At 29.7% G+C, this 26,390-nt stretch carries 22 protein-coding genes and 1 tRNA gene; 5 read left to right on the top strand and 18 right to left on the bottom strand.

Features of this window, described 5'->3' with window-relative positions:
* Positions 1–18: 18 nt before the first annotated feature.
* From L8U04_RS01880 to pheS, 4 genes are read right to left on the bottom strand one after another with little or no spacing between them, the layout of a single operon-like run.
* Complete coding sequence (locus L8U04_RS01880) at positions 19–855, bottom strand: 4-hydroxy-3-methylbut-2-enyl diphosphate reductase (protein WP_133319891.1); 837 nt, start codon at positions 853–855, stop codon at positions 19–21.
* Complete coding sequence (aroA, locus tag L8U04_RS01875; protein ID WP_263709279.1) at positions 845–2,131, bottom strand: 3-phosphoshikimate 1-carboxyvinyltransferase; 1,287 nt, start codon at positions 2,129–2,131, stop codon at positions 845–847. Before aroA ends, L8U04_RS01880 begins: the two co-directional genes overlap by 11 nt.
* The gene (gene pheT, locus L8U04_RS01870) at positions 2,128–4,458 is read right to left on the bottom strand and encodes a phenylalanine--tRNA ligase subunit beta (protein WP_263709278.1); all 2,331 of its coding nucleotides are present in this window, start codon (positions 4,456–4,458) and stop codon (positions 2,128–2,130) included. The genes aroA and pheT overlap by 4 nt, the downstream gene beginning before the upstream one ends.
* A complete protein-coding gene (gene pheS / locus L8U04_RS01865) occupies positions 4,455–5,447 on the bottom strand; it encodes a phenylalanine--tRNA ligase subunit alpha (RefSeq protein ID WP_263709294.1) in 993 nt (330 codons plus the stop codon). The genes pheT and pheS overlap by 4 nt, the downstream gene beginning before the upstream one ends.
* A gap of 84 nt (positions 5,448–5,531) precedes the next feature.
* Here pheS and L8U04_RS01860 point away from each other — a divergent pair, with 84 nt between their 5' ends.
* Positions 5,532–5,897 carry a histidine triad nucleotide-binding protein gene (locus tag L8U04_RS01860; RefSeq protein ID WP_220566684.1) on the top strand — a complete coding sequence of 122 codons (366 nt, stop codon included), beginning with the start codon at positions 5,532–5,534 and terminating at the stop codon, positions 5,895–5,897.
* Between the two features lie 16 nt (positions 5,898–5,913).
* Here L8U04_RS01860 and pckA read toward each other — a convergent pair whose 3' ends face one another.
* From pckA to L8U04_RS01835, 5 genes are read right to left on the bottom strand one after another with little or no spacing between them, the layout of a single operon-like run.
* Positions 5,914–7,488 (bottom strand): phosphoenolpyruvate carboxykinase (ATP), encoded by a 1,575-nt coding sequence (gene pckA, locus L8U04_RS01855; protein ID WP_133319887.1) that lies wholly within the window; start codon positions 7,486–7,488, stop codon positions 5,914–5,916.
* A 10-nt stretch (positions 7,489–7,498) separates the two neighbouring features.
* Positions 7,499–9,277: a biotin/lipoyl-containing protein gene (locus L8U04_RS01850; RefSeq protein WP_263709277.1), complete on the bottom strand. Its 1,779-nt coding sequence runs from the start codon at positions 9,275–9,277 to the stop codon at positions 7,499–7,501.
* A 58-nt stretch (positions 9,278–9,335) separates the two neighbouring features.
* Entirely contained in the window at positions 9,336–10,670 is a 1,335-nt protein-coding gene (locus tag L8U04_RS01845; protein ID WP_133319885.1) for a sodium-dependent transporter, read from the bottom strand.
* Between the two features lie 9 nt (positions 10,671–10,679).
* Entirely contained in the window at positions 10,680–12,017 is a 1,338-nt protein-coding gene (locus L8U04_RS01840) for a sodium-dependent transporter (RefSeq protein WP_263662640.1), read from the bottom strand.
* A gap of 9 nt (positions 12,018–12,026) precedes the next feature.
* Complete coding sequence (locus L8U04_RS01835) at positions 12,027–13,379, bottom strand: sodium-dependent transporter (protein WP_258108779.1); 1,353 nt, start codon at positions 13,377–13,379, stop codon at positions 12,027–12,029.
* Between the two features lie 194 nt (positions 13,380–13,573).
* Here L8U04_RS01835 and L8U04_RS01830 point away from each other — a divergent pair, with 194 nt between their 5' ends.
* The 4 genes from L8U04_RS01830 (at position 13,574) to L8U04_RS01815 (ending at position 15,836) form a co-directional block, all read left to right on the top strand.
* A complete protein-coding gene (locus L8U04_RS01830; protein ID WP_012661906.1) occupies positions 13,574–13,897 on the top strand; it encodes a F0F1 ATP synthase subunit C in 324 nt (107 codons plus the stop codon).
* 28 nt (positions 13,898–13,925) lie between these two features.
* Positions 13,926–14,011, top strand: a tRNA-Leu gene (locus L8U04_RS01825).
* Positions 14,012–14,041: 30 nt separating this feature from the next.
* Positions 14,042–14,476 (top strand): hypothetical protein, encoded by a 435-nt coding sequence (locus L8U04_RS01820; RefSeq protein WP_263666414.1) that lies wholly within the window; start codon positions 14,042–14,044, stop codon positions 14,474–14,476.
* 64 nt (positions 14,477–14,540) lie between these two features.
* The gene (locus tag L8U04_RS01815; protein ID WP_220566680.1) at positions 14,541–15,836 is read left to right on the top strand and encodes a methyl-accepting chemotaxis protein; all 1,296 of its coding nucleotides are present in this window, start codon (positions 14,541–14,543) and stop codon (positions 15,834–15,836) included.
* An 11-nt stretch (positions 15,837–15,847) separates the two neighbouring features.
* On the opposite strand, the gene L8U04_RS01810 is transcribed toward L8U04_RS01815, so the two are convergent.
* From L8U04_RS01810 to L8U04_RS01770, 9 genes are all read right to left on the bottom strand, one after another.
* The gene (locus L8U04_RS01810; RefSeq protein ID WP_263666413.1) at positions 15,848–17,011 is read right to left on the bottom strand and encodes a metal-dependent hydrolase; all 1,164 of its coding nucleotides are present in this window, start codon (positions 17,009–17,011) and stop codon (positions 15,848–15,850) included.
* Complete coding sequence (locus L8U04_RS01805; protein ID WP_263666412.1) at positions 17,008–17,910, bottom strand: NAD(P)H-dependent glycerol-3-phosphate dehydrogenase; 903 nt, start codon at positions 17,908–17,910, stop codon at positions 17,008–17,010. The genes L8U04_RS01810 and L8U04_RS01805 overlap by 4 nt, the downstream gene beginning before the upstream one ends.
* Before the next feature lie 2 nt (positions 17,911–17,912).
* Positions 17,913–19,331: an Asp-tRNA(Asn)/Glu-tRNA(Gln) amidotransferase subunit GatB gene (gene gatB, locus L8U04_RS01800; RefSeq protein WP_263666411.1), complete on the bottom strand. Its 1,419-nt coding sequence runs from the start codon at positions 19,329–19,331 to the stop codon at positions 17,913–17,915.
* Between the two features lie 123 nt (positions 19,332–19,454).
* The gene (locus L8U04_RS01795) at positions 19,455–20,135 is read right to left on the bottom strand and encodes a F0F1 ATP synthase subunit A (protein WP_133319696.1); all 681 of its coding nucleotides are present in this window, start codon (positions 20,133–20,135) and stop codon (positions 19,455–19,457) included.
* Positions 20,136–20,197: 62 nt separating this feature from the next.
* A complete protein-coding gene (locus tag L8U04_RS01790; protein ID WP_263666410.1) occupies positions 20,198–21,706 on the bottom strand; it encodes a phytoene desaturase family protein in 1,509 nt (502 codons plus the stop codon).
* Positions 21,697–23,037 carry a DNA repair protein RadA gene (gene radA / locus L8U04_RS01785; RefSeq protein WP_258108000.1) on the bottom strand — a complete coding sequence of 447 codons (1,341 nt, stop codon included), beginning with the start codon at positions 23,035–23,037 and terminating at the stop codon, positions 21,697–21,699. Before radA ends, L8U04_RS01790 begins: the two co-directional genes overlap by 10 nt.
* Positions 23,038–23,078: 41 nt before the next feature.
* On the bottom strand, positions 23,079–24,917 hold the full coding sequence (locus L8U04_RS01780; RefSeq protein WP_263709276.1) for a motility associated factor glycosyltransferase family protein: 1,839 nt from the start codon (positions 24,915–24,917) through the stop codon (positions 23,079–23,081).
* A gap of 44 nt (positions 24,918–24,961) precedes the next feature.
* Positions 24,962–25,828, bottom strand: a complete 867-nt coding sequence (ftsY, locus tag L8U04_RS01775; RefSeq protein ID WP_263659762.1) for a signal recognition particle-docking protein FtsY — start codon at positions 25,826–25,828, stop codon at positions 24,962–24,964.
* Complete coding sequence (locus tag L8U04_RS01770) at positions 25,828–26,373, bottom strand: TlpA family protein disulfide reductase (RefSeq protein ID WP_133319700.1); 546 nt, start codon at positions 26,371–26,373, stop codon at positions 25,828–25,830. The genes ftsY and L8U04_RS01770 overlap by 1 nt, the downstream gene beginning before the upstream one ends.
* Between the last annotated feature and the right edge of the window lie 17 nt (positions 26,374–26,390).

Here is a 26,390-nt window from a genome sequence, read left to right as displayed (position 1 = left end):
GTATTGTTTTCTTTAAACTTAGTTAATTTTGGCGTATTCTTTGATTTTTTCCAAAACCAAATCAATCACCCAATCAGGTGTAGAAGCACCCGCACTAATGCCACATTTTTCTTTACCGCTAAACCATTCTTTCTGAATTTCTTTTTCATTTTCGATTAAATAACTATCTTCACAATAGTTTTTTGCTATCAAAAAAAGCTGTTTAGTATTGGCTGAGTTCTTCCCTCCAACTATTATCATTACATCACTTTTTTTTGCAAGCTCATTGATTGCTTCTTGGTTTTTAAAAGTCGCATCACATATTGTATTAAAAACACGCACTTCCTTAACTCTAAGCATTAAAAAATTCACAATTTCCATAAATTTTTCTATCTTTTTTGTAGTTTGTGATACTACTGCAATTTTAGAAGGCAATTTAATATCAAGCAATTCTTTTTCATCAAGCACTACATAAGCTTTAGTACTTACATAACTTCTAACCCCTTTTACTTCAGGATGATTTTCATCCCCAAAAATAACAACTTCATAACCTTCATTGCTCATTTGTTCACAAATTTTTTGAGGTTTAGTCACAAAAGGACATGTAGCATCAAAAATTTCTATATCCTTTTGCTTTAATTTTTCTAAATCTTGCTTTGTAATACCATGGGTTCTAATAATGGCTTTTTTTTCTGCGTTTAATTCATTAATATCATTTAATGTTTTAACATTATAATTTTTCCAAAGTCTTGTGATTTCTTCATTATTATGAATTAAAGGGCCTATGGTAGCTGCATCTTTAATCTGCTCAGCCTTTTTAATAGCTCTTTTTACCCCAAAACAAAATCCATAACTTTTTGCTAATTCAATCTCCAATTTTAGCTCCTATTTGCTTTAAAATCTCAATAAAATTTGGAAAAGAAGTTTTGATGCATTCGCTATCATCTACTTCCATTCCACATCTTAAACCTAAAATTAAAAAACTCATCGCAATTCTATGATCTCCAAAGCTTTCTATTTTAGCATTTTTAACTTCGCCACCTTCTACTTCAAAGCCATCTTCAAATTCTTTTACTTTTATGCCACATTTTTGCAAATTTAATACAATTGATTTGATTCTATCACTTTCTTTTACGCGCAATTCTTTAGCATTTTTTATAATGCTTTTTCCTTTTGCACAAGCAAAAGCTATAGCCAAAGCTGGAATTTCATCAATCAACCATGCGATATTTTCACTCACATTTACCGCTTTTAAAGGCGTACTTTCAACACAAATTTCTCCAATACTTTCAAAATCTTCATTAGTAATATTATAAGTGATCTTTGCACCCATTTTTTCTAAAATTTTAAAGGCTTCAATGCGTGTTTTATTTAACAAAACATTTTTTAAGACTACTTTTGAATGAGGTAAAATACAAGCAGCTAAGGCAAAGTAAAAGGCTGATGATGGATCATTTGGTACACATACTTCAAATGCTTTTAATTTTTCTTTTAAAGGATTGATTTTGATAAAAGTTTTATCCTCATTTAAATACTCAATGCAAGCTCCCATTTTATTAAGCATAATCTCACTATGATCTCTTGAAAGCTCAACTTCTTTAAAATAACTTTCTTTTTTGGCCAATAAAGCTGCTAAAATTAAAGCTGATTTTACTTGAGCTGAAGCAATATTACTACTAAAGTCAAAACCATCTAACTTAGCCCCTTGTATACAAATAGGCGCTAAATTTGCGTTAGCTCTTCCAAAAATTTTAGCTCCTAAACTCATCAAAGGCCCACTCACTCGCTTCATTGGCCTAGCATTTAAATAACAATCTCCACTAAGAACAAAAAATTCATCTTCAATAGCACTTAAAAAACCTATTAAAAGTCTCATAGCTGTACCTGAATTTCCACAATCTAAAATACAATTTGGAGATTTTATATATTTTGGAGCTTTAATATAAATTAATCCATCAATTTCTTCAACTTCAGCTCCTAAAGCTTGAATGATTGCTAAAGTATGTAAAGTGTCTTGTGCTTTTAGATAATTTTTAATCTTACAAGTTCCTTGAGTAAGCAAAGAAAAAATAGCAAAGCGATGAGATATAGACTTATCAGAAGCTATATCTTCAAGCTCTACTTTAAAAGAATCAATAGGGCTTATCTTCATCGAAGTTTTAAACCATGCTCATCATCTAAAGCTTTGATAATTTTATCAATATATTCAAGGATAATATTATCTTCTAAGGTTTTTTCAAAATCTCTAAATACCAAATTAATAGTCAAGCTATAAAAATCGCCTAAATTCTCATCTGTATATAAATCTACCACTCTAAAGCTTTCTAATCTTTCGATATTTAATTTAGCAATAGTGTGTTTGATTTTTTCATATTCAAAACCCTTAGGTATTACTATACTTAAATCCCTGCTCATAGATGGAAATTTAGAATATGCTTTAGCGGTTTTAAAGTCTTGTTTTAAGCCTTCCAAATCAAGCTCACAAATATAAGTTTTAACCAAATCCCTTTCATTTTCTATACTTAAATGCACTCTACCTACAAAACCTATACGCTTGCCGTTTTTATATACATTTGCTTGTTCATATGGACTTAAAAATGCATATTCTGATTTTTGTAAACTAAACTCACCTATAATGCTTTTTAATTCTGCTAAAAAGGTATAAAAATCCACTAAAACAGGCTTGGCCTTATTTGTGATTTTAGCTTCTTCTTTATAACCACTAAAGATCATTGCAAATTTAGCATGCTCATTTGAAAACTCATCAAAAACACTACCACACTCAAAAAGCTTGATTTTCTTTTTTGAATTTCTTAGATTAAAGCTTACTGCATTTAAAAGATGATTTATTAAAGTACTTCTTAAAGTATTAAGTTCGTTAGTAATAGGATTAATGAGTTTGTTTTTAATACATTTAAATCCTAGCTGACTTAATTCTTCTTCATTATCCAAAACATAATGCACACTTTCAAAATATCCATTGTTACTTGCTTTTAATCTTAAATTTTTAAGCTCTTGATAATCAAAATATACTTGATTTAAGCGATTTTTTTCTCTAAATTCTAAAGCTTTTGATGGGATATTATCAATACCGATAATTCTTACTATTTCTTCACTAATATCAGCTATATTTACTATATCACTACGGTGAAGTGGAATTTTAATATTAAATTGTTCATCATTTACCACACTTATTTCAAAGCCTAGTTTTCTAAGAATTTTGACTAAATTATTTTTATCTATAGGCATACCAATGATTTTATCAATCTCTGTACCAAAAATCCCAATAATATTTGCTTCATTTTCTTTAAAAACTTGTTGGCTTCCTGAAAAAACACCCATTGCACTAATTTTTAAGCACTCATTAAATAAATACTCCATTCCCAAAGAAAGCTTAGGCTCACTGCCTCTTAAAGAACGATATATAGTATCATTTTTCTTTTTATAAAAGGCTATTGCATTTGCTATAGTTTGAGGATGAGTATAGCTTGCTTCTATAATGATGATTTTACTCTCATCATTAATTTTAAATTTATCTTCTTGCTCTATACCTGCTAAAGCAATCAACTCATCTTTATAATAAACCCCATACTCTCCATGCTCTTGAGTTTTAATCTCTAAAACAATCTTTTCGTCAATTTGACAATCTTGACAAAGCTTATGAAAATCATAAGCACAAAAAATCACTCCACTTGCATGAGTTGCATAAGTTAAAAGATTTTCTATGTTGTTATTTTTATATGCTTCAATCAAAGCAAGACGAATTTGTATCGTGATATTTAACTTAAATTCTTCTTTAATCTCTAGTGCCTTATAAGCAAAAAATCCTTCAACATCACTTTGATTTTTAACACTTAGTATTCTTCCTATACCTACGCTATTTTCACTTTCTTTTAAAGGGTTTAATTCTTTTAAATTTAAATCAAGTGCTGCACTTAAATCTCTAGCAACACCATATAAACTCAAGCAATCCCCGCGATTTGGAGTAAGTTCTATTTCAATTAATTCATCATTAAACAAATCATATTCATTAAGAGCTTTTCCTAAAACTAACTCTCCCATACTTTTATCTAAAACCATAATGCCTTCATTACTTTTTCCAAAACCAAGCTCACTAGAAGAGCAAATCATACCCATAGATTCAACCCCTCTAAGTTTGGCAGGTTTTATCTCAAGTCCGCTAGGAAGCACTGCACCTACTAAAGATACGGCTACAAATTGATCTTTATCAACATTTTTTGCACCACAAACAATTTGTAAGATTTCATTCCCAACATCTACTTTACAAATATTCAATTTATCTGAATTTTCATGTTTAACTTTTTCTAAAACCTTACCTATTACAACTTTTTGGGGAGCTTTAACACTTTTGAAACTATCAACCTCTAATCCTATGGAATTTAAAGTATTTACTATAGTTTGTGTTGATATTTCACTTAAATCAATCCATTCATTTAACCAATTTCTACTAATAATCATCTAAATTGCTCCAATAATCTTAAATCACCTTCAAACATAGAACGCAAATCAGGAATTTTATGTAAAAGCATAGCAAAACGCTCCACACCCAAACCAAAAGCATAACCACTTACATTTTTATAACCAACAAATTTATAAACATTAGGGTCAACAACGCCACATCCTAAAACTTCAAGCCATCCTGTTTGCTTACAAACCCTACATCCATAACCTTTACAAAACACACAAGAAATATCTACTTCAGCAGATGGCTCTGTAAAAGGAAAAAAGCTTGGTCTAAAACGCACTTTTACATCGCCAAACATATGTTTTAAAAAATGCTCTAGCATATCTTTTAAATTTGCAAAATTTACCTTATCACCTTCTTCTACCACAAGTCCTTCTACTTGATGAAACATAGGGGTATGAGTAATATCAAAATCTCTTCTAAAAACTGCACCTGGTGCTATCATTCTAATAGGTGGTTTTTGAGATAGCATAGTTCTAATTTGAACTGGAGAAGTTTGAGATCTAAGCAAGGTTTTATCTTCAAAATAAAAAGTATCTTGCATATCTCTTGCAGGATGATTTTGTGGTAAATTCAATGCTTCAAAATTATGAAAATCATCCTCGATCAAAGGCCCTTTTTCTATACTGAAATTTAAAGCTGTAAAATATTCTATGATTTTATCCATAGTTTGCATGATTGGGTGCAAAGCGCCTGCATTTGAAGTTTCATCAAAAAAGCTAAAATCTTGCACATCTTGTTTCATTTTTTCATTTAAAGCTTTTTCTTCTAATTCTTTTAATTTTATTTGATAAGCCTCATTAAATTCATCTCTTGTTTTATTTAAACCATTGGCAAATTCTTTTTTTTCTTCACCTTGCAAATCTTTTAACTTTGCAAATTCTAAAGTCAAAATACCTTTTTTTCCTAAAACACTTACTTTTATATTTTCAAGCTCTGCTAAAGTATTTACAGAAGCAATTTTTTCTATCATATCTTGCAATTTTAGCTCCAACTAAATTTTTTTTAAACATTCTAATGTAAAATTATTTAAAATTAGCAAAAATAATAAAAAAAGGACTACTAAATGAGAGAAAAAACCGTATTTGAACTAATCGTAGAAGGAAAAATCCCTGCTAATAAAGTTTTAGAAAGTGAAAAATTTTTAGCTTTTCATGATATCAATCCTAAAGCACCTATTCATATTTTAATCATTCCAAAAGAGCATTTTGAAAACTTTCAAGAATTAAGACCTGAATTAATGAGTGAAATGACACAATTTATCCAAGAACTAGCTACTCTTTTAGGACTTGATAAAAGTGGGTATAGATTAATCACAAATTGTGGAAAAAATAGCGGACAAGAAGTTTTTCATTTACATTTTCATATGTTAGGTGGATTTGAGCTTCCAAAAAATAAAGAAACCCAAATCAATCCTCAATCTTTATTCTAAAAAGAGCTAACTCTTTTTAGATAGCAGGACCAGCTAGTTTAAATTCTGCTCCTTCTTTTACATCTTCATAGCGTTTGAAATTTTCTATAAACATTTTTGCAAGCTTTAATTTAGTTTCTTCATAAGCTTTTTTATCCTCCCAAGTATTAACAGGGTTTAATAACTTACTTTCTACACCCGCTAATTCTTTTGGAACTGCAAGATTAAATAAATCATAGTTTTCAAACTCACAATTTTGTATACTACCATCTAAAATCGCATTAATGCAAGCTCTAGTAGCTTTAATACTCATTCTTTTGCCTACACCATAAGCTCCACCGCTCCAACCGGTATTTACCAGATAAACATTTACATTATGCTTGCTGATTTTTTCGCCCAAAAGTTTTGCATAAACAGTTGGGTGTAATGGCAAAAACACTTCTCCAAAACAAGCTGAAAAAGTCGCAACAGGTTCGGTAATGCCTCTTTCAGTACCTGCTACTTTAGCAGTATAACCACTTAGAAAATAATACATTGCTTGTTCTTTACTGAGCTTACTAACCGGAGGTAAAACACCAAAAGCATCCGCTGAAAGGAAAATGATATTACTAGGATGACCTGCACTAAGGCTTGGCTCGTGATTTAAAATATGCTCTATCGGATAAGAAACTCTAGTATTTTCAGTTTTAGAACCATCATTGAAATCAACGCTTAAATCATCTTTTAAAACTACATTTTCTAAAAGTGCATTTTGCTTTATAGCTCCATAAATTTCTGGTTCACTTTGAGGATCAAGGTTAATACATTTTGCATAACAACCTCCTTCAAAATTAAACACACCCTCATCATCCCAACCATGCTCATCATCGCCTATTAATTTTCTTTTTGGATCAGTTGAAAGAGTAGTTTTACCTGTACCACTAAGCCCAAAGAAAAGCGCTACATCACCTTTTTCTCCAACATTAGCACTACAATGCATAGAAAGTTTATTTTCTAGTGGAAGCCAATAATTCATCATAGAAAAAATTCCTTTTTTCATCTCTCCACCATACCAAGTTCCACCAATTACTGCTATATTTTTTTCTATGTTAAAAATGACAAAAACCTCTGAATTTAAACCATCTTTTTTATAATCTTCATTAATACATTTGCAAGCATTATATACCACAAAATCAGGTTTAAACTCACTAAGTTCTTCTTCTTTTGGACGAATAAACATATTTTTTACAAAATGTGCTTGCCATGCAATTTGAGTTACAAAACGCACAGCTTTACGACTTTTTAACGAAGCTCCACAATATGCATCTTGGATATAAATATCACTATTACTAAGTTGTTTTTTAGCTTTTGCTAAAAGCTTTTCAAATAATTTCTCACTAATAGGTTGATTAATCTTACCCCAAGCAATGTATTTTTGCGAAGGATCTTGTTTTACAAAATATTTATCTTTAGGACTTCTTCCAGTAAAAATTCCTGTATCTACACTAAAGGTACCATTTTTAGTACATACACCTTCATTATTGTTTTTTTCGTGCTTTAAAAGCTCATCATAACTAAGATTGTGAAAAACTTGTCCGATATTTTCTAAGCCTAAATTTTCTAAACCTTTCATCTTTACCTCCTTATTTATAAGTCATTAAAGCTTGACCTTCACTTACGCTCTCACCAGCATTTACTAAAAGTTCTGCAATTTCTCCATCTTTACTTGCACTAATCTCAATTTCCATTTTCATAGCTTCAAGTACAGCTACAACTTGACCTGCCTTTACACTATCATTTTCTTTAACTAAAATTTTAAATACATTTGCATTCATACTTGCAACAATAGCATTATCACTTACTTGAGTTTTTGCAACTTTTGCATTATCTGCACTTACTTTTACAGCACTTTTAACATTAACATCTCTATCAAAACCTGCACTTACTTCTACATGGTATTTGTTACCATTAACTGAAACGGTAAATTGATTTTCATCGATAAGACTTGATTTTAATTTGCTATTTTTTCTAACATTAACCTTAGCTTCGCCTTTTAAGAAAGCTATGCCTTTTTCTTTACAAGCTGCAACGATAAAAATATTTTCTTCACTTGTTTCTAAATTTTCTTTTTCTAATAAGTTTTTAATATAAGCTATACTTTTGCTCTCATCAGCATCAGCAATATCTGTGGCTAATTTTGTAGTTGGTTCTAGTTTTAATTGCTCGCTTGCAAGCTTAATTACTTCAGGATCTGGAGCAACGGGAGTTTTTCCAAAATATCCTAAAACCATTTTTCCATATCCATCTGCAATTTTTTTCCAAGGACCAAACATTACATTATTAAAAGCTTGCTGGAAATAAAACTGCGATACAGGAGTAACAGAAGTACCATAACCACCTTTTTCTACTACTTCTTGCATAGCTTTTATAACTTGAGGAAATTTATCTAAAATATTATTATCTCTCATCATTTGTGTATTAGCAGTTAGTGCTCCACCCGGCATAGGTGAAAAAGGTATTAAAGGATTCACCGCTGTTGCTTCAGGTGGTAGAAAATAATCTTTTAAACAATCTTTTAACACTTCTTCGTATTTTAAAATTTTTTCTTCATCTAAACCAAGATCAAAATTGCTTCCTTTTAGAGCATGAAGCATTGTTAAAATATCAGGTTGAGAAGTACCGCCACTAACAGGAGCTGCAGCTAAATCTATACCATCAACACCTGCTTCTAAAGCCGCTAAATAGCATGCTATGCTTACCCCTGCGGTTTCATGCGTATGTAATCTTATATGCATATTTTCAGGCAAGTTTTTTCTAGCCATTTTAATAACTTCATAAATTTTATTTGGATTTGAAGTTCCACTTGCGTCTTTAAAACAAATACTATCAAAAGGAATTTGTGCTTGTAGGATTTCTTTTAAAATTCTTTCATAAAAAGGTACATCATGCGCACCTTTACATTTTGGAGGTAAATCCATTAAAGTAATGGTAATTTCATGTTTTAAGCCATGTTTAACTATACATTCTCCACTAAATTTTAAATTATTTACATCATTTAATGCATCAAAATTTCTTATTGTAGTTGTGCCGTGTTTTGCAAACATTTTTGCATGCAAGTCAATAATTTCTTTACTACCTGTATCAAGTGCTACGGTATTAACCCCTCTTGCAAGAGTTTGTAAATTTGCATCTTTTCCAACGATGGCTCTAAATTTGTCCATCATTTCAAAAGCATTTTCGTTCAAATAAAAAAATAAACTTTGGAATCTAGCTCCACCACCAAATTCAAAATGCTTAATATCTGCTTCTTTAGCTGCTTCTAGGGCAGGAAAAAAATCATTCATTAAAACTCTAGCACCATAAACAGATTGAAAACCATCCCTAAATGTGGTATCCAACACATCAATTAACTTTTTAGCCATAATTTTTCCTTATTTTTACATCTTTGCAATTATAACTCTACTTTCTTAAAAAATAAATTTATAAAATTTGATTTAACATAATGATAATAATCGCAATAGGTGCAACAAATCTAAGTAAAAAATACCATACTTCAAAAATACTTCTACTCATAAACTTAGAAAATAAATTGTAAATTTTTATTTTTTCCACAAAAAATCCTACGAAAATAGCACTTGCAATAGCTCCAAGTGGGAGCATAAAATTAGAAGTTAATTTATCTAAAATGTCAAAAAAACTTAAACCAAAAAAACTAAAGCTAGCCCCATAATTAGCACTAAAAGATAAAATACAACTCATTCCCAAAAGAAAGACTACAAAGCCTATAAAAACCAAAGCTTTTTTTCTTGAAATTTTATATTCATTTACAAGATAAAAAGTAAAAGGTTCTATCATAGAAACTGCTGAAGTAATCCCTGCAAAAAATAAAGCTAAGAAAAAATAAAAAGCTAAAAAATGTCCAAAGATAGCACCTAAGTTGGAAAATAAAGTCGTTAAAGATATAAATACAAGCCCAGCTCCTTCTGCAGGATTGGCATTAAATTTAAATATAAAAGTAAATACAATAAGTCCCATCATCAAACCTATACTGATATTTAAAAGCACAATTATGGCCGAACTTGTAATTAAATTTGTATCGTCTTTTAAAGAGGCTGCATAAGTGGTAATACAACCTATACCTAAACATAAAGTAAAAAAAGCAAGACCTAAAGCTGTTAAAACAGAGTTTAAACTAAGCTTGGTAAAATCAGGATAAAACAAATAAACAAAAGCTTCCTTAAAACCATCTTGAAAAAAACAATATACTAGCATTAAAACAAGCATAATAAACAAACTTGGCATAATCCAAACATTAAGTTTTTCTATACCGCTTTTAACCCCTCTTGAAACAACAAACAAGGTAAGAAAAAAAGCAATTAAAAAATACAAACTACTTTCTAAAATACTATTTTGTATTAAATTTCCAAATAAAGCTCCTGCTTCTTGAGTATTACTAGGTAGATAATAAATCGAAGTTATCATATATTTTAAAACCCAACCCATAATAACAAGATAAAAAGATAATACAAAAATTCCACCGAGCATAAAAAATCCAGCAAATTTCCATTTTTGAGCATATTTAGTTGCTAAGCTTTTATAAGCATTTACAGGATCACTCTGACTTAATCTTCCCATAGCAATTTCAGCCAAAAATACACAAAATCCTATACTAATAGTCAAAAGCAAATACAAAAGCACAAAAGCAAAACCACCATTTTGGCCTACTAAGGTTGGAAATTTCCAAGCATTTCCAAGCCCTATAGCTCCACCTGCTACTGCTAATACAAAACCTATTTTAGAAAATTTATCATTCATTTTAATACCTTAGAAAAAAAGCTGTCTAGCCATGATTAAAATAACCGCTAATGGAGAAATGTATCTTAAAAAGATATACCAAATTTCAAAATATATCCCACGCATAAATGGGTAAAATAAAGTTTGTAAAGCTTCTTTTTTAAGCACAAAACCCACAAAAAATGCTGTAATTAAAGCAGAAATTGGCATTAATAAATTTTGTATGAAAAAGTCTAAAATATCAAAAAAACTTTTCCCAAAGAAATTTAAACTTGATGCACTTACATGATAAAAAGAAAGTATAGATAAACTTCCAAGAAAATAAACAATCATACCCACAAAAACCAAAGCTTTTTTTCTTGAAATTTGATAACGATTTATAAGATAAAAAGTAAAAGGTTCTATCATAGAAATAGCCGAAGTAATCCCTGCAAAAAATAAAGCTATAAAAAAGGCTATGGCTAAAACATTTCCCAAAAATCCTAACTTTGCAAAAAGCGTTGTTAATGATATAAATATAAGTCCTGGACCTTGTTGAGTAGGATCGGCTCCGAATTCAAATATAAAAGTAAATACAATAAGTCCCATCATCAAACCAATGATAGTATTAATAATGATAATATTTAAAGCACTGCTTATAAAATTTGTTTTATCGGGCAAACTTGCTGCATAAGTTAAAATCACACATACACCCAAAGACATACTAAAAAATGCAAGCCCTAGTGCATCTAATATAGAATTAACACTTAATTTTGAAAAATCAGGTACAAATAAAAACTCACTTGCTTTAGAAAAACCATCCATACTAAAAGAATATCCAAGCATTAAAATAAGCAGTATAAATAAGCTTGGCATCATCCAAACATTGAGTTTTTCTATACCACTTTTAACACCTTTTGATACTACATAAAAAATTACTATAAACACAAAAGTAAAACATATAAATTGAGATAAAACATCATTAGAAAGTAAATTTCCAAAAATAGCGCCTGCTTCTTTTGTATCTTTAGGTAATTCAAAAAACCCAAAATAAGCATATTTTGCTATCCAACCTATAACAACACTATAAAAAGACACTAGAATAATAGCACCAAGCATAAAAAATCCCGCAAATGACCATGCCTTTTTATTTTTTGGCGCTAAAGTATAATAAGCATTTACAGGATCTTTTTCACTAAGTTTTCCTATGCTAAGTTCAGCCAAAAATATCACAAAAGCCACACCCAAGGTTAAAAGTAAATATACCACCACAAAAGCTGAACCACCATTGTTACCCACTAAAGTTGGAAATTTCCAAGCATTTCCAAGTCCAACAGCTGAACCTGCTACCGCTAATACAAAGCCTATTTTAGAAAATTTTTCATTCATCTTTTAACCTTAAAAAAATAATTGTTTTGCCATGATTAAAATCACAGCTAAAGGCGAGATATATCTTACAAAAAAATACCAACACTCAAAGTATTTACCCCTCATATAAGGATAAAATAAAGTTTGTAAAGCTTCTTTTTTAAGCACAAAACCTACAAAGATTGCACCAAATAATCCACCTAAAGGCATCATTAAATTTGAAGCAATAAAATCTAATATATCAAAAAAACTTTTTCCAAAAAATTCTAAAGAATCTTTACTCCACTCAATTCCTGATAAAATACACAAACTTCCCAAAAAATACACAATGAAAGCTATAAAAATCAAAGCTTTTTTTCTTGTAAAATTATAAGAATTGATTAAATAAAAGGTTAAAGGTTCTATCATGGAAACTGCTGAAGTAATCCCTGCAAAAAACAAAGCTATAAAAAAAGCCACAGCTAAAATATTTCCCAAAGGTAAAAAGCCAATTGGGTCAATATTTGAAAACAAACTCATCAAAGATACAAAAATCAAACCTGGACCTTGTTGAGCTGGATCTCCATTAAATTCAAATATGAAAGTAAATACAATAAGTCCCATCATAATACCAATAATAATATTAATAATGATAATGTTAATAGTGCTTGTAATAAAATTTGTTTTATCAGATAAACTTGCAGAATAAGTTATAATTGAACCCACTCCAATAGATAAAGAAAAACAAGCAAGTCCCAATGCACTTAAAAATGCTCCTACACTAAGCTTAGAAAAGTCCGGAGAAAATAAAAACTCACTTGCTTTAGAAAAACCATCCATACTAAAAGAATATCCAAGCATTAAAATAAGTAGTATAAATAAGCTTGGCATCATCCAAACATTGAGTTTTTCTATGCCACTTTTAACACCTTTTGATACTACATAAAAAATTACTATAAACACAAAAGTAAAACATATAAACTGAGATAAAACATCATTAGAAAGTAAATTTCCAAAAATAGCACCACTTTCTTCTATGCTTTTTGGTAAAGGAAAAAACCCAAAATAAGCATATTTAACAATCCATCCTATTATCACGCTATAAAAAGAAACAATCAAAATAGCACCTATTAAAGAAAAACCAACTATAGACCAAGCTCTTTTATGTTTTGGAGCTAAAGTATAGTAGGCATTTACAGGATCCTTTTCACTAAGTTTTCCTATGCTAAGTTCAGCCAAAAATATCACAAAACCTACCCCCAAAGTCAAAAGCAAATATAAAAGTACAAAAGCTGAACCTCCATTTTGTCCTACCAAAGTTGGAAATTTCCAAGCATTTCCAAGTCCAACAGCTGAACCTGCTACCGCTAATACAAAGCCTATTTTAGAAAATTTTTCATTCATAAAGATAACCTTAAATTTATAAAACTATAAAAATTTTTAATGTAGCTAAAAAAAACTTTAATTTATTTTAAAATATATAATATTAATTTAAATTTCAATAATTTTAAAGTTATATTTGTATATAATTTCGCTTTTATAAATCACGAGTAGGGATACGCAAGCCGAAAGGATTTAAATTTTTACAAGGAAAAACTATGAAAAAAATCGTATTTTTAATGCTAGCTTTAAGCGGTTTTGCATTTGCAGCTGAAGGTTCTATGAATCAATGGTTAGCTTCTTTTTCTATCTTAGCAGCAGGTTTAGGACTTGGTGTTGCAGCTTTAGGTGGAGCTATCGGTATGGGTAATACTGCAGCAGCAACTATAGCAGGTACTGCTAGAAACCCTGGTCTTGGTGGTAAATTAATGACTACTATGTTTATTGCTTTAGCGATGATTGAAGCTCAAGTTATTTATGCGCTTGTTATTGCTCTTATCGCTCTTTATGCTAATCCATTCCAAGCATTAGTAGCAGCTTAAAATTTCAAAGCCCTCTTGTGGGGCTTATGCGGTTATGGTGGAATTGGTAGACACGCCATCTTGAGGGGGTGGTGCGCTCAGCGTGTGCGAGTTCAAATCTCGCTAACCGCACCATTTTTATTTTTTAAGGATTATCAAAACAAAATGACTTTCTATATTTTAGTCAGTGCAATAGCTTTTTTAATTCTTTTTTTTGCCATAAAAAAATATACTCTAAAACTAGATGAACAAGCCTTACTTGAACCTATTAAAAATGATATTTATCCTGAATTTTGTGATCTGATTAATGAAGAGATAAGAAATATAAAAAATAATCTTTTACAAAATACCTTTACACTCCAAGATGAAAATTATAAAAATGAATTTTTAGAAAATTTAAGCAATATGAGTAGAAAACTTAATCATATCCAAACAATGAATTTAAGTAAAAGAAATAATGCTTTGTGGGAAGAAACACTTTTTGGATTTTTAAAAGAGCTTGAAGAACTTAACAAACAATATCTAAATGACAATGAGAAAATTAACGATGAAATAAGAAATTCTCTCCAAGAAAAATTTTATAATTTAACAAAAAGCTAATATAAACAAATTATTTATTTTAAAAAGCACTATATAATTCCGAATTATTTTATAAAGGGGTTTTATGTTTATCAACAAGAAAAAAATTAATGAACAAATTACTCAATTAGAGCAATCTAATCAAGCTTTTCAAGATATACTTAATGCTATTAGCAAAACTATGGCCATGATAGAATTTCAAACAGATGGAACTATTATTAATGCTAATGAAAATTTTCTAAAAACTATGAATTATTCTTTAAATGAAATCAAAGGTAAACATCATAGTATGTTTTGTTTACCAGAGGTTGTAAAGTCACAACGCTATGTTGATTTTTGGAGAGATTTGAAAAGTGGTATATCAAGAAATGGACTTTTTAGACGCATTGCAAAAGGCGGGAAAGATATTTATCTTGAAGCCAATTATCTTCCTATTTTAAACCAAAACAATGAAGTGTATAAGGTTATTAAATTTGCAAATGACATTACTCAAAGAAACTATGAAATGCTTGATCTAAAAAACACCATAGATGCCGCTAATCGTTCTATGGCTATTATTGAATTTAATCCTTATGGAGAGATTTTAAATGCTAATGAAAACTTCACTCAAACCATGGGTTATTCACTAAGTGAAATCAAAGGAAAACACCATAGTATGTTCTGCGAGGAAAAATTTAGAAATTCCAAAGAATATACAATTTTTTGGGAAGAGCTAAGAAGTGGTAAATTTCAATCAGGAAAATTCATACGCTTTGGTAAAAACAACAAACTAATCCATTTAGAAGCAAGTTATAATCCTATCAAAAATGATGATGGAGAAATTTACAAAGTTATTAAATTTGCAACAGATATTACCGAACAAGTTGTAAGAGATGAGGAAAAATTAAAGCTCATTAGTGAATTAGCTGAACAAAATGACAATCTCACTCAAGAGGGCGATAGTGTTATAGAAAATACGGTTCAAAATATTCAAGGCATTGCTGATATGATGAACAATAGTAGTAATCTCGTATCATCATTAAATGAGCAATCAGAAGAAATTAAAAATATTATTCAAACCATTAGCGATATAGCTGATCAAACCAATCTTTTAGCTCTAAATGCAGCTATTGAGGCAGCGCGTGCAGGTGAGCATGGTAGAGGTTTTGCTGTTGTTGCTGATGAAGTTAGAAATCTAGCTGAAAGAACTGGACATTCAGTAAATGAAATCACTACTACCATTAATTCTATCAGAAATGTAACAGCTGAAGTTGTACAAAGCATTAAAGATGGCTTAAGTGGCGTAAATCAAAGCGTGGATTTAGCCAAAGAAGCTAGAGAATGTATGGAAAAAATTAGAAATAGTTCAGCTCAAGTAGCTCAAGCTATGCAAGATAAATAAAAGTTTTTAGCTTAAAGGCTAAAAACTTTTCCTGCTATAAAACTTTTTTCTACCTTACCTTGCAAGATATCATTTGCATATAAACCTTCTCCATTAAAAGAAAGTTTTTCATCAAATACAACTAAATCAGCATCAAAACCAAGTTCTATTTTACCTTTATTTAATCCTAAAAATTGCGCTTGATTATAGCTTGTAAAATCACATAATTCTTTCCAAGTTAAGATACCTTCTTTTACTAAATATGTAAAACATAAACTCATATATATAGCTATGGCATTAACTCCAAAACCTGCTTCATCAAAAGCCAAATCTTTTTTAGTGTTAGGAGTATGCAAAGAACTTAAGAAAGTAATTTTCTTATCTTGAAGCAACTTTTTAAGATTTGTTACTTCATCTTTTGTTCTTAATGGAGGTAAAATTTTTGCTTGAGTGTTAAAATTTTCACAAGTACTTTCATCTTTGATTAAATGATGGATTGAAATTTCACTATATTGATCATGCAATAATTCAAATGATCTTGCAATTGCTAAAGAGCTAAAACAAGCTTTATTTTTATAAAATTCCACTAATTCTTTCATTTTTGCCACTTCACTAGTTTCAGCTATATTACTAATTCCTATAAGTCCTAATTCAAAACTTATTTGTCCATCGTTCATCACTCCATGATCATCAAAACTCTCATCAAAACACTTTAAAAATACAGGGGTTGATTTCATATTGGCATATTGCATACATTGTCTTAAATAATTTGCTCCTAAAGTACTTGAAAGCTCTAAGCCTTTTGCGCCCATATCAATTAAGGTAGCAATATTTTTTAATTTTTCTGTTTTATCTAATACATTAATAGTAGGTAAAACATTAATATCTAAAGATTTTAATTTATCAAAATAAAGCGCATAGCCTTGAGTATTAGCTTCTAAACTATCTTTTAAAACAATAGTCCCTACCCCACCTTTTAAGCATGCTTTTTCAAGATCATATAATTTATCTATACTAAATTCATTATCAAGCAAACTAACATTTAAATCAATAAACGAGGGAAGTAAAGTTTTGCCTTCTATATCAACAATATACTCATCATCATTTAAATCATTAGCAATTTGAGTAATTTTCCCATCTTCTATTTTAAGATCAAGCTTTTGCTCGCCATAAATTTTTGCATTTTTGATGATCATGATATTTCCTCCTTTGATGACATCAAATCTTTTAAAGATTCCCAAGCATTCTTACCCTCTAGCATTAAGACTACTTCGTTAACAATCGGGGTATAAATTTGAAATTGTTTCGATAAAGAATGTATAGCATAAGCAGTTTGCACTCCTTCAGCTACCTCGCCAAGTTCCATTAAAATATCTTTTATATTTTTGTCACTAGCCAAATTCAAACCTACTCTATAATTTCTTGATAAGTTACTTGAAGCTGTTAAAAATAAATCTCCAGCTCCACTAAGCCCTAAAAATGTTTCTTCTTTAGCATTAAAAAATTGTCCAAAGCGGTGCATTTCCACCAAGCCTCTTGAAACTAAAGAAGCTCTTGCATTATTGCCTAAATTTAAACCATCGCAAACTCCGCTTGCAATTGCTAAAACATTCTTATATGCACCACAAATTTCAGCGCCTTTAACATCAGAACTTGTATAGGTTTTAATATAATTTGGAAAAAAACTTGCAAATTGATTACAAAGCTCTTGATTTTTACCACTAACAACCAAAGCACAAGGTTTTTTTTCTAAAACTTCACTTGCAAAAGAAGGACCACTTAAAAAACAAAGTCTATCACTACTTATGAACTCACTAAAAACCTCATCCATAAATTTTAAACTTTTATAATCAATACCCTTAGAAGCTACAAGAATTTTTTGATTTAAATCTTTAAAATTATTTGCAAGCCATTCATGCATTCCTTGAGCATATAAAGCAAAAACTAAATATTCGTATTCTAAAGCTTCTTTGGTACTAACAAAATAAGAAAGATCTTTTTCGTGAAAAGAAGTTATTACGCATTCATTTTTAACGCTCAATGCATCATATAAAGCACTTCCCCATTTTCCTGCACCAACAACTGCTATTTTCATATTTAACCAAGTTTTGCTTTTAAAATTTCATTTACCTTAGCAGGATTAAATGCACCCTTACCTGCTTTCATTGCCTGACCGACAAAGAAACCAAAAAGTTTATCTTTACCACTTTTATATTCAACTACTTTATCTTCATTATTTGCTAAAATTTCATCAATAATCTTTTCAATAGCACCATCATCACTTACTTGTTTTAAACCAAGTTTTTCAATAGCATCATCAATTTCAACTTCTGTATTTTCAAATACATAAGCTAAAATATCCTTACCTGCTTTAGCGCTAATAACACCTTCTTCTATACGTTTGATCAAAACAGCTAATTTTTCTTGTTTTATAGGTGAGTTTTCTATAGTCAATTCGCCTTTTAGAAGCCCCATTAACTCTGTCGTAAGCCAAGTAAAACAAAGTTTTGGATTTAATTTTTGATTAATTAGATACTCAAAATATCTACAAAGCTCTAATGAAGAAACAATCACTTCACTATCACTTTCTTTAATGCCCAATTCACTCACAAATCTAGCTTTTTTCTCATCAGGAAGTTCAGGTATATCTTGATTTAGCATTTCATCATCTAAAATTACAGGTAAAAGATCAGGATCAGGGAAATATCTATATTCAGCAGAATCTTCCTTACCTCTCATACTTCTAGTAACTAAATTAACCGTATCAAATAATCTTGTTTCTTGCACAACTTCTTGATCGTATTTTCCATCTTCCCAAGCTTCACTTTGGCGTTTTACTTCATACTCAATCGCCTTTTGAATAAAACGGAATGAATTTAAATTTTTAATCTCCACTCTAGTATAAAGCTTATCATCACCTTTAGGACGAATACTAACATTAGCATCACATCTAAAACTACCTTCTTGCATATTTGCATCTGAAATATCTAAAAATCTTATAATAGAATGTAATTTTTTCAAATAAGCCACTGCTTCATCGGAACTTCTAAGTTCAGGTTCACTGACAATTTCAAGCAAAGGCGTGCCTGCTCTATTTAAATCTACTTTTGAAAAATTACTCTCATGTATATTTTTTCCTGCATCTTCTTCTAAATGAGCCCTAGTGATACCTATGCGTTTATTTTCTCCATTTACATTGATAAATAACTCACCATTTTCCACTATAGGAATATCAAATTGCGAAATTTGATAAGCTTTTGGTAAATCAGGATAAAAATAATTTTTTCTATTAAAAATACTTTTTTTATTTATAGTTGCATTAACTGCTTTTCCAAATGCTATAGCTTTTTTTACCGCTTCTTGATTTAATACAGGTAAAGCACCTGGTAAAGCTAAACATGTTGGGCATACATTAGTATTTGATTTTTCTCCAAAAGAAGTCGCACATGAGCAAAAGATTTTTGTTTTTGTATTTAATTGTGCATGAACTTCAAGTCCTATAACAACTTCAAACATTAAAATTTTCCTTAGAATTTTTTGTTTATTCTAGCGTTTTTTATTTCAAAAAGAGTTTAAAAAAGAATAAAAGAAGAAGATTAAAAAAGAAAAAAGCAAAAAATATTTTTTGCTTTTTAAAAATTAATGATGCTCATCAACTACAGTTGCACCTGCTAAATAAACATAAGTTAAAATCATAAAAATAAAAGATTGTAAAAATGCCATAAAAGTTAAAAGCATATAAGCAGGTAATGGCGCAACCCAAGGCACAAGAGCTAAAATAACTGCTAAGAATAAATCATCTCCCTTGATATTACCAAATAAACGGAAAGATAAAGAAATAACTCTTGAAAAATGAGAAACCACTTCTATAGGAAACATCAAAGGTGCTAGAATTTTCACAGGTCCCATGAAATGTGCAAAATACTTAAAAAATCCTTGAGTTCTAATACCTTCAAAATGATAATACACAAATACTATAATAGCCAAAGAAGCACTAAAATTTAAACTTGCTGTTGGAGCTTCAAAACCAGGGATGATTCCTATAATATTACTAAAAAATACCATAAAACCTATAGTTGCAACTAAAGGTAAATATTTTCTAGCAGCTTCATCACTACCCATAGTATCCCTACCCATGCTTAAAATGCCTTCCATATAAGCTTCAGCCAAATTCTGACTACCTCTTGGGACAATTTGCATAGATCTTGTAGCAAGTTTTGCTAAAATCAAAGAAATCACAACCACTATACCCAAATGAAAAAAGTATGCAAAAGTGTGGCTAGAATCTATAAAAGAACTAAATAAAAATAAATCTTTCATTAAAAATCCTTAGCAGAATAAATATTTCAAAGCTAATATTATAAAAAAAAATTGCTTATATTTTAATGAAAATTCATTTTATTAGCACAAAAATATCCACCCAAAATTACACCTGTAAAACCACCTCCAGGAAATATAAAAGCATTAGCAAAATATAAATTTTCTATACTTTTACTTTTATAATGCAATCTATATTTAACCCCTTCTTGATCTTGAGAAAATCCATAAATTGTACCCTCATAAGCTTTAGTATATCTTTGTATAGTTTTTGGCGTGGCTAATTCTTGATGGATTAAGTGTGAACTTAAATTTGGAAAAATCTCATCTAGTCTTTGCACTATGGCTTTTAATACTTCTTCTTTTTTAACTTTATAATCTTGCTTATTTAAATCCCACTCTTGATAATTTGAACTAAAAGCTACAACACCTATATATTTATCGCCAGCTAAGCCACTATCAACCTTAGAATAATTCACAAAAGCCATAGGTCTTTGTTTAATATCTAGTTTTAAAATATTAGTGTTTTCATATGAACTATTTAAAAAATCATCTTCAAATATAAAATTACAATAATCCATATTTTCATAAATTTTAGAAATATCTTTATCATAAATAAAATAAGCGCTCACTAAAGAACAAGCACGCTTTTTAGATTCTATTGCTTTGATTTCTTGGGTTAAATTTAACTCTTTAAGCAAGTCTTTATATACGATTAAAGGATCGCAATTTGCGATGATATTTTGCGCATGGATGGTATGTTTTTGATTATTTTGAATGTATTCTACTCCATAAGCTTTTTGTTCTTTTGTGAGTATTTTAACAACTTCAGCCTTAGCTAAAACCTGCCCTTGATTTTCTTTGATAACCTCAGCCAAAGCATCACTTAAAGCTTGCGAGCCACCTTTAATATACACCCCACCATCATAATAATGCTTTTGAGCAATGCCATGAAAACTGAAAATAAATTCTTTACTATCATGATGATAATAACTCATATTTGCATTTAAAATCTTTTTTAGCTTATCATTTTTAATATAAGCATTTAAAACATCATAAACTTTTTTATTAAACAATCTATTTTTAATAAATATCCAAGCAGTGTCAAAAGGAAACAACAATAACTCACTTAATTTTAAATCCCAAGGAAATCTTCGAATAGCATAAGCTTGCGTTTTTATAGCTTTAAAATATTTATCTATACCTTTGCACTCTTGCGGAAATTCTTTTTTCAAAACTTCTTTTACTTTTTCTATACCATGAGGTAAAGTTAGATTATAATTTTTACTTTTAATACTCCATGCACTTGGTAAAGGTAAAATTTGAATTTTATTCTTTATACCAAGCTTATCAAAAACCAAATGCTTCATATCAGTTTTTGCTTCACCTAGGTCCATCTCATGAAGTCCCGCATCAATCAAAGCGCCTTTTCTTTTAAAACAAGTAGCACAACCACCAATTAAAGAATGCTGTTCTAAAACTAAAACCCTTTTTCCATTTTTAGCTAAAAAAGCGCCTGCACTTAAGCCTCCAAGACCTGAACCTATAATGATTACATCAAATTTTACATCCATTCTAAAACCTCACGCAATTCTTTAGCTACAAAACATTTTAAGCCAAGTTCCTCCATAGGTTTTACAGGTACTATGGCATTTTTAAATTTTTGCATTTTAGCTTCTTTTAAACGCACATCAAGTGAAAATACTTCTTTGATTTCACCATTTAAACTAAGCTCACCCACAAAAACACTATCTTTACTCAAAGGGCGGTTTTTAAAACTTGAAATAATTGCTGCAACCACCGCTAAATCTGCTGCAGTTTCACTAATTTTTACCCCACCACTTACATTAATAAAAACATCATAATGCCCCAAGGGAATTTCAAGCTTTCTCTCTAGTAAAGCTATAAGCATATCTAAACGATTTTTTTCATAGCCTGTTGCACTACGCTTTGGATAAGCACTCTCACAAACTAAGGCTTGAATTTCTAGCACTAAAGCTCTGCTTCCTTCCATCACTACACTCAAAGCGCTACCACTTACTGCCTTACCACGCGTAAAAAATCTATTAGCTATATCTTTAGCACTAATCAAGCCTTTGGAAGTCATTTCAAAAATACCAACTTCGGAAATATTTCCAAAACGATTTTTAAAGCCTCTTAAAATTCTTATTTCTTTATTGGCATCGCCTTCAAAATAAAGCACTACATCTACCATATGCTCTAAAATTCTAGGTCCAGCTATAGCTCCATCTTTAGTAATATGACCTATAATAAAAGTGCTAATATTATTGGCCTTAGAATAGCGCATTAATTCAAAAGTAATTTCTCTAACTTGAGTGATACTACCTGCTGCTGAAGTAATTTTATTAGAATATAAAGTTTGAATAGAATCAATAATTAAAATTTCATAATCTTTTTTAGAAAGCTCACTTAAAATATCTTCTAAGCAAAGTTCAGTAAGTAAAAATAAATTCTCACAATTTGCATTTAAACGATCCGCACGCAGTTTGATTTGAGATTTACTCTCCTCGCCACTTACATAAAGCACTTTTTTACCACTTTTAGCCAAATTCGAAGCAATTTTTAATAAAAGTGTGGATTTTCCAACCCCAGGTGAACCCCCAATTAACACTAAAGAGCCTACAACAAGCCCACCACCTAAAACTAAATCAAGCTCATTATCATCAGTGCTAATGCGTGTGAAATTTTCTGCTATAACATCATTTATACATACTGCAGAACTTGGAGTATTTGAGAGTGAATTTAACTCTTTTAAAACCTTAATTTGTTCTTGCTTTAGCTCAACAAAACTATCCCAAGAACCACATTCAGGACATTTGCCTAGCCATTTACTTTGTTGATTTCCACAAGCTTGACATTCAAATAAAATGTGTTTTTTAGCCATAAATATTACCTAGATTTTTAAAAAGATTATATATTTTATTTTTAAATATTATCTAGTTGTCTTTTTCGAATCTCATCTTTTAACGGATCTAAATGTTTATTTATCTCATCTTTTGCCATTTTTATATTTGCTATTAAAATTTCAAATAAAAATATATGATCTTTCACCCAAGCTATATTCTTATCAAACCATTCTTCATTAGTCCTTGGATTAATCACATAAATTCTTGCTAAATTAAATTCAAATTGCTGCAAAAAAGGTCTAATAAATTCATATAAAAAAGTTTTACAATACTCATCAAGCTTAGTTTTATAAAAATCTAAATTTTTTATACTTTGGATAATCAAACTCTTCTTATCTTCAAATACCTCCAAAGATTGAATTTTATTTTCTATTTGAATCAAATTTTCAAAATAAAGTTCAAATTCTTTAACAAATCTATCGCAAAACTCTAAATTATCATTAATTACTTTATAACTTTGCAATAACAAATCATCTTGAGCATTCTTATCTATTGGCGATGGTTTTTCAAAAGGCTTTGTTAAATTTTCATCTAAAAATTCTTCACAACACTCTTTAAATGGTTTTTCTATAGTGCCTTCTATCCTAGCTCCACCTTCTGTGGCATTATAAAATTTAAAACCTTTTTTATTAGCTATATAATTTTGTATAGTAAATCTGAATGTATTCCACATAATTCTAGTTTTAATTTGTTTTTTTCCACCATAAGATACAACACAAAGCTCAGTATTTTCTTTAACAAATTTTTCACCATAAAAATAATCTTTAGCATGCGAACTACCATCTTCACCATATGCCAAATCTTGACCTATAAAAATAATATTTTCATGATTAAAATCACACGCTAATTGTAAGGCATTATAAGCAACAGTTCCTCCTGATGGAGATTTTCCAAAATCAAATAAATCAATTTTATCAAAAAATATAGTAGGATATGGGATTAACAAAAATTTTCTATCAGTGTTTTCTAAATATTTAATTGCCAAAGGATGGACTAAAGTCAATAAAATAAATACTATATTATCATCTATATTTTTATAGTTTTGTTGTATTAGATTTGAAGCTAACTTGGTTCTTTCACTTGCTAATACAAAATCAGGTTTAATATCGTTTTTTGCTAAAATAGAATAAGCGCTATCAACGCAAAATATGCTAAATTTATCTTGATATTGTTTTAGTAAAGGAAGTTGCTTGCTTAAAGATGGACCTGCGGCAACAACGATAGCTGATTTAACTTTTTTATTTCGCATAAGCCATAAATTTTTCAAGGGAGGATTTTTTATCATATTTGGTAAATTATAAATATATTGCACCAAACCTTGCAAAGAATCTTTAATATCATTACCTTGATGCAAAATAATAATTTTTAAAATTTCTGAAATTTTTTTATTTAATTCGAGAATGTTATTTTCAAATTTTTCATAGTACTCATTATGTATGTGCATATCATATATTCTTAAAAAATTGTAAAAAGGTTTCGTATAAAGTAAATACTCTAAATCTTGATTTGAAATTTCACTATTTAAAATGATTATTTTTCGCTCTTTTAATTCGTTCGAAAAATCTAAAACACTAAACACACTATATAACAATTCTAAATCATCTTCAAAAACAACTATATGTTTTAAATTTGGATTATTCAGTAGGCATTTATACAAAACACCACTACCAAAACCATAAAAATATAAAACAGGATATAGTAGATATTTATTTTGATATAAAGCAATGGTTTCTTCTAAATATTTTTTTGGGTTTTTATATAAATATTCTCCATTTTGATTTATCCAATTTAGCTGATCTACCCCGCCCCTATTATCCATCGCCCAAGTGCTACTGTGTTTTTGCTTTAATTTTTCCATCAAGTAAGGATTATTTAGTGCGGATAAATTTTTTAACAAAAAGCTCATTTATACATCGGTTCCAATATAGCTTCTAAATAGTCTTTAATACTAAATTCACATAAATCTTGCATTTTTTCCCCTACTCCTACATATAAAATAGGAAGTTCAAGCTCTCTTGCTATGCTAAATAAAGCTCCACCTTTGGCAGTTCCATCAAGTTTTGTAATAATCACTCCATCAAGTTTTACTAAATCATTAAAAGCTTTTGCTTGCAAAATTCCTGCTACACCTTGAGTGCCATCAAGTACAAGGATTTTTCTATGAGGAGCTCCTTGCATAGCTTTATCACTTATGCGGACAATTTTTTCAAGCTCATTTGCAAGATTTTTTTGATTTTGCAAGCGTCCTGCTGTATCTAAAATAACCCTATCATAGTTTTTTGCCAAAGCTTTAGAAATAGCATCATAAGCAACTGCCGAAGGATCATGTCCTTGTGAAGTAGCTATGATATCTATATTTAATTTTTGTGCCCATAATTTTAACTGCTCTATAGCTCCTGCTCTAAAAGTATCACAAGCTCCAAGTATAACTTTTTCACCATTTTCTTTATGCAAATGTGCCATTTTAGCAATGCTTGTAGTCTTACCTACCCCATTTACACCTAAAATCAAATCCACAAAAGGCTTAGCATTAGCAAGTTCAGGCTTATCATAAATAAAATAAGTCCCCATAACACGCTCTAAATCAGCCTTTTTAACCTCATCACTTGGAGGAAGATAGTAAATAATCTCTTCAACTATCTCATATGCCACATCAGCTTCTAAAAGCATCTCTTCAAGCAAATCTTTTGTAATGATTTTATTTGAAGCTTTAACTAAATGGATGCTTTCTAAAGTCTTTTTTAAACCATTTTTTAAAAATCCAAACATTACATTATCGCTTTTTGTATATCTATATCTAACATTTCTTCAGGAATTAAACCTAAATACTCTTTAACTTTTTCGCCCTTTGCATTAAATAAAACCATTGTTGGAATAGAGCTGATATTTAAAACTTTAGAAAAAATAAAACTATTCTCTCCTAAAACCGAAGAAAAATTCATCTTTTCTTTTTGTATAAACTCCAATAATTCTTGTTTTTTATCTTCTTCTAAAAAAAGCGCTATGACTTCAAATCTATCTTGATATTTTTTATTTAAATTATTTAAATGTGGAATTTCAGCTTTGCATGGCTCACACCAACTTGTAAAAAATACAAACAACTTAGCTTTTGCTGTATCATCAAAATTAAATTCTTGTTCATGGTATTTCACATACATTTTTCTACCATCTAAAAATTTCAAAGTAAAATCAGTATTCTCACTTTGACTTAAACTTGCATTATCAGTATTTTCATTACTAGAATTTTCTTTATCACTTGAGCATGAAGTAAAAAAAATCATAGCAAAAATTGCTAAAAAAATTTTAAATTTCAAGTCATATCCTTATGATT

The organism is Campylobacter sp. IFREMER_LSEM_CL908 (genome assembly GCF_025771545.1).
Lineage (GTDB): Bacteria > Campylobacterota > Campylobacteria > Campylobacterales > Campylobacteraceae > Campylobacter_D > Campylobacter_D lari_D.
This window is presented reverse-complemented; position numbering and strand designations above follow the sequence as displayed.

Excerpts from the sequence above, each read along its gene's own strand:
- L8U04_RS01810 (WP_263666413.1), bottom strand. The coding sequence starts at position 17,011 with ATGATCATCAAAAATGCAAAAATTTATGGCGAGCAAAAGCTTGATCTT.
- pheT (WP_263709278.1), bottom strand. The coding sequence starts at position 4,458 with ATGATTATTAGTAGAAATTGGTTAAATGAATGGATTGATTTAAGTGAA.
- L8U04_RS01805 (WP_263666412.1), bottom strand. The coding sequence starts at position 17,910 with ATGAAAATAGCAGTTGTTGGTGCAGGAAAATGGGGAAGTGCTTTATAT.
- radA (WP_258108000.1), bottom strand. The coding sequence starts at position 23,037 with ATGGCTAAAAAACACATTTTATTTGAATGTCAAGCTTGTGGAAATCAA.
- pckA (WP_133319887.1), bottom strand. The coding sequence starts at position 7,488 with ATGAAAGGTTTAGAAAATTTAGGCTTAGAAAATATCGGACAAGTTTTT.
- L8U04_RS01850 (WP_263709277.1), bottom strand. The coding sequence starts at position 9,277 with ATGGCTAAAAAGTTAATTGATGTGTTGGATACCACATTTAGGGATGGT.
- L8U04_RS01790 (WP_263666410.1), bottom strand. The coding sequence starts at position 21,706 with ATGGATGTAAAATTTGATGTAATCATTATAGGTTCAGGTCTTGGAGGC.
- L8U04_RS01780 (WP_263709276.1), bottom strand. The coding sequence starts at position 24,917 with ATGGAAAAATTAAAGCAAAAACACAGTAGCACTTGGGCGATGGATAAT.
- L8U04_RS01845 (WP_133319885.1), bottom strand. The coding sequence starts at position 10,670 with ATGAATGATAAATTTTCTAAAATAGGTTTTGTATTAGCAGTAGCAGGT.
- aroA (WP_263709279.1), bottom strand. The coding sequence starts at position 2,131 with ATGAAGATAAGCCCTATTGATTCTTTTAAAGTAGAGCTTGAAGATATA.
- L8U04_RS01795 (WP_133319696.1), bottom strand. The coding sequence starts at position 20,135 with ATGAAAGATTTATTTTTATTTAGTTCTTTTATAGATTCTAGCCACACT.
- L8U04_RS01830 (WP_012661906.1), top strand. The coding sequence starts at position 13,574 with ATGAAAAAAATCGTATTTTTAATGCTAGCTTTAAGCGGTTTTGCATTT.
- L8U04_RS01840 (WP_263662640.1), bottom strand. The coding sequence starts at position 12,017 with ATGAATGAAAAATTTTCTAAAATAGGCTTTGTATTAGCGGTAGCAGGT.
- L8U04_RS01835 (WP_258108779.1), bottom strand. The coding sequence starts at position 13,379 with ATGAATGAAAAATTTTCTAAAATAGGCTTTGTATTAGCGGTAGCAGGT.
- ftsY (WP_263659762.1), bottom strand. The coding sequence starts at position 25,828 with ATGTTTGGATTTTTAAAAAATGGTTTAAAAAAGACTTTAGAAAGCATC.
- L8U04_RS01860 (WP_220566684.1), top strand. The coding sequence starts at position 5,532 with ATGAGAGAAAAAACCGTATTTGAACTAATCGTAGAAGGAAAAATCCCT.
- L8U04_RS01820 (WP_263666414.1), top strand. The coding sequence starts at position 14,042 with ATGACTTTCTATATTTTAGTCAGTGCAATAGCTTTTTTAATTCTTTTT.
- gatB (WP_263666411.1), bottom strand. The coding sequence starts at position 19,331 with ATGTTTGAAGTTGTTATAGGACTTGAAGTTCATGCACAATTAAATACA.
- L8U04_RS01815 (WP_220566680.1), top strand. The coding sequence starts at position 14,541 with ATGTTTATCAACAAGAAAAAAATTAATGAACAAATTACTCAATTAGAG.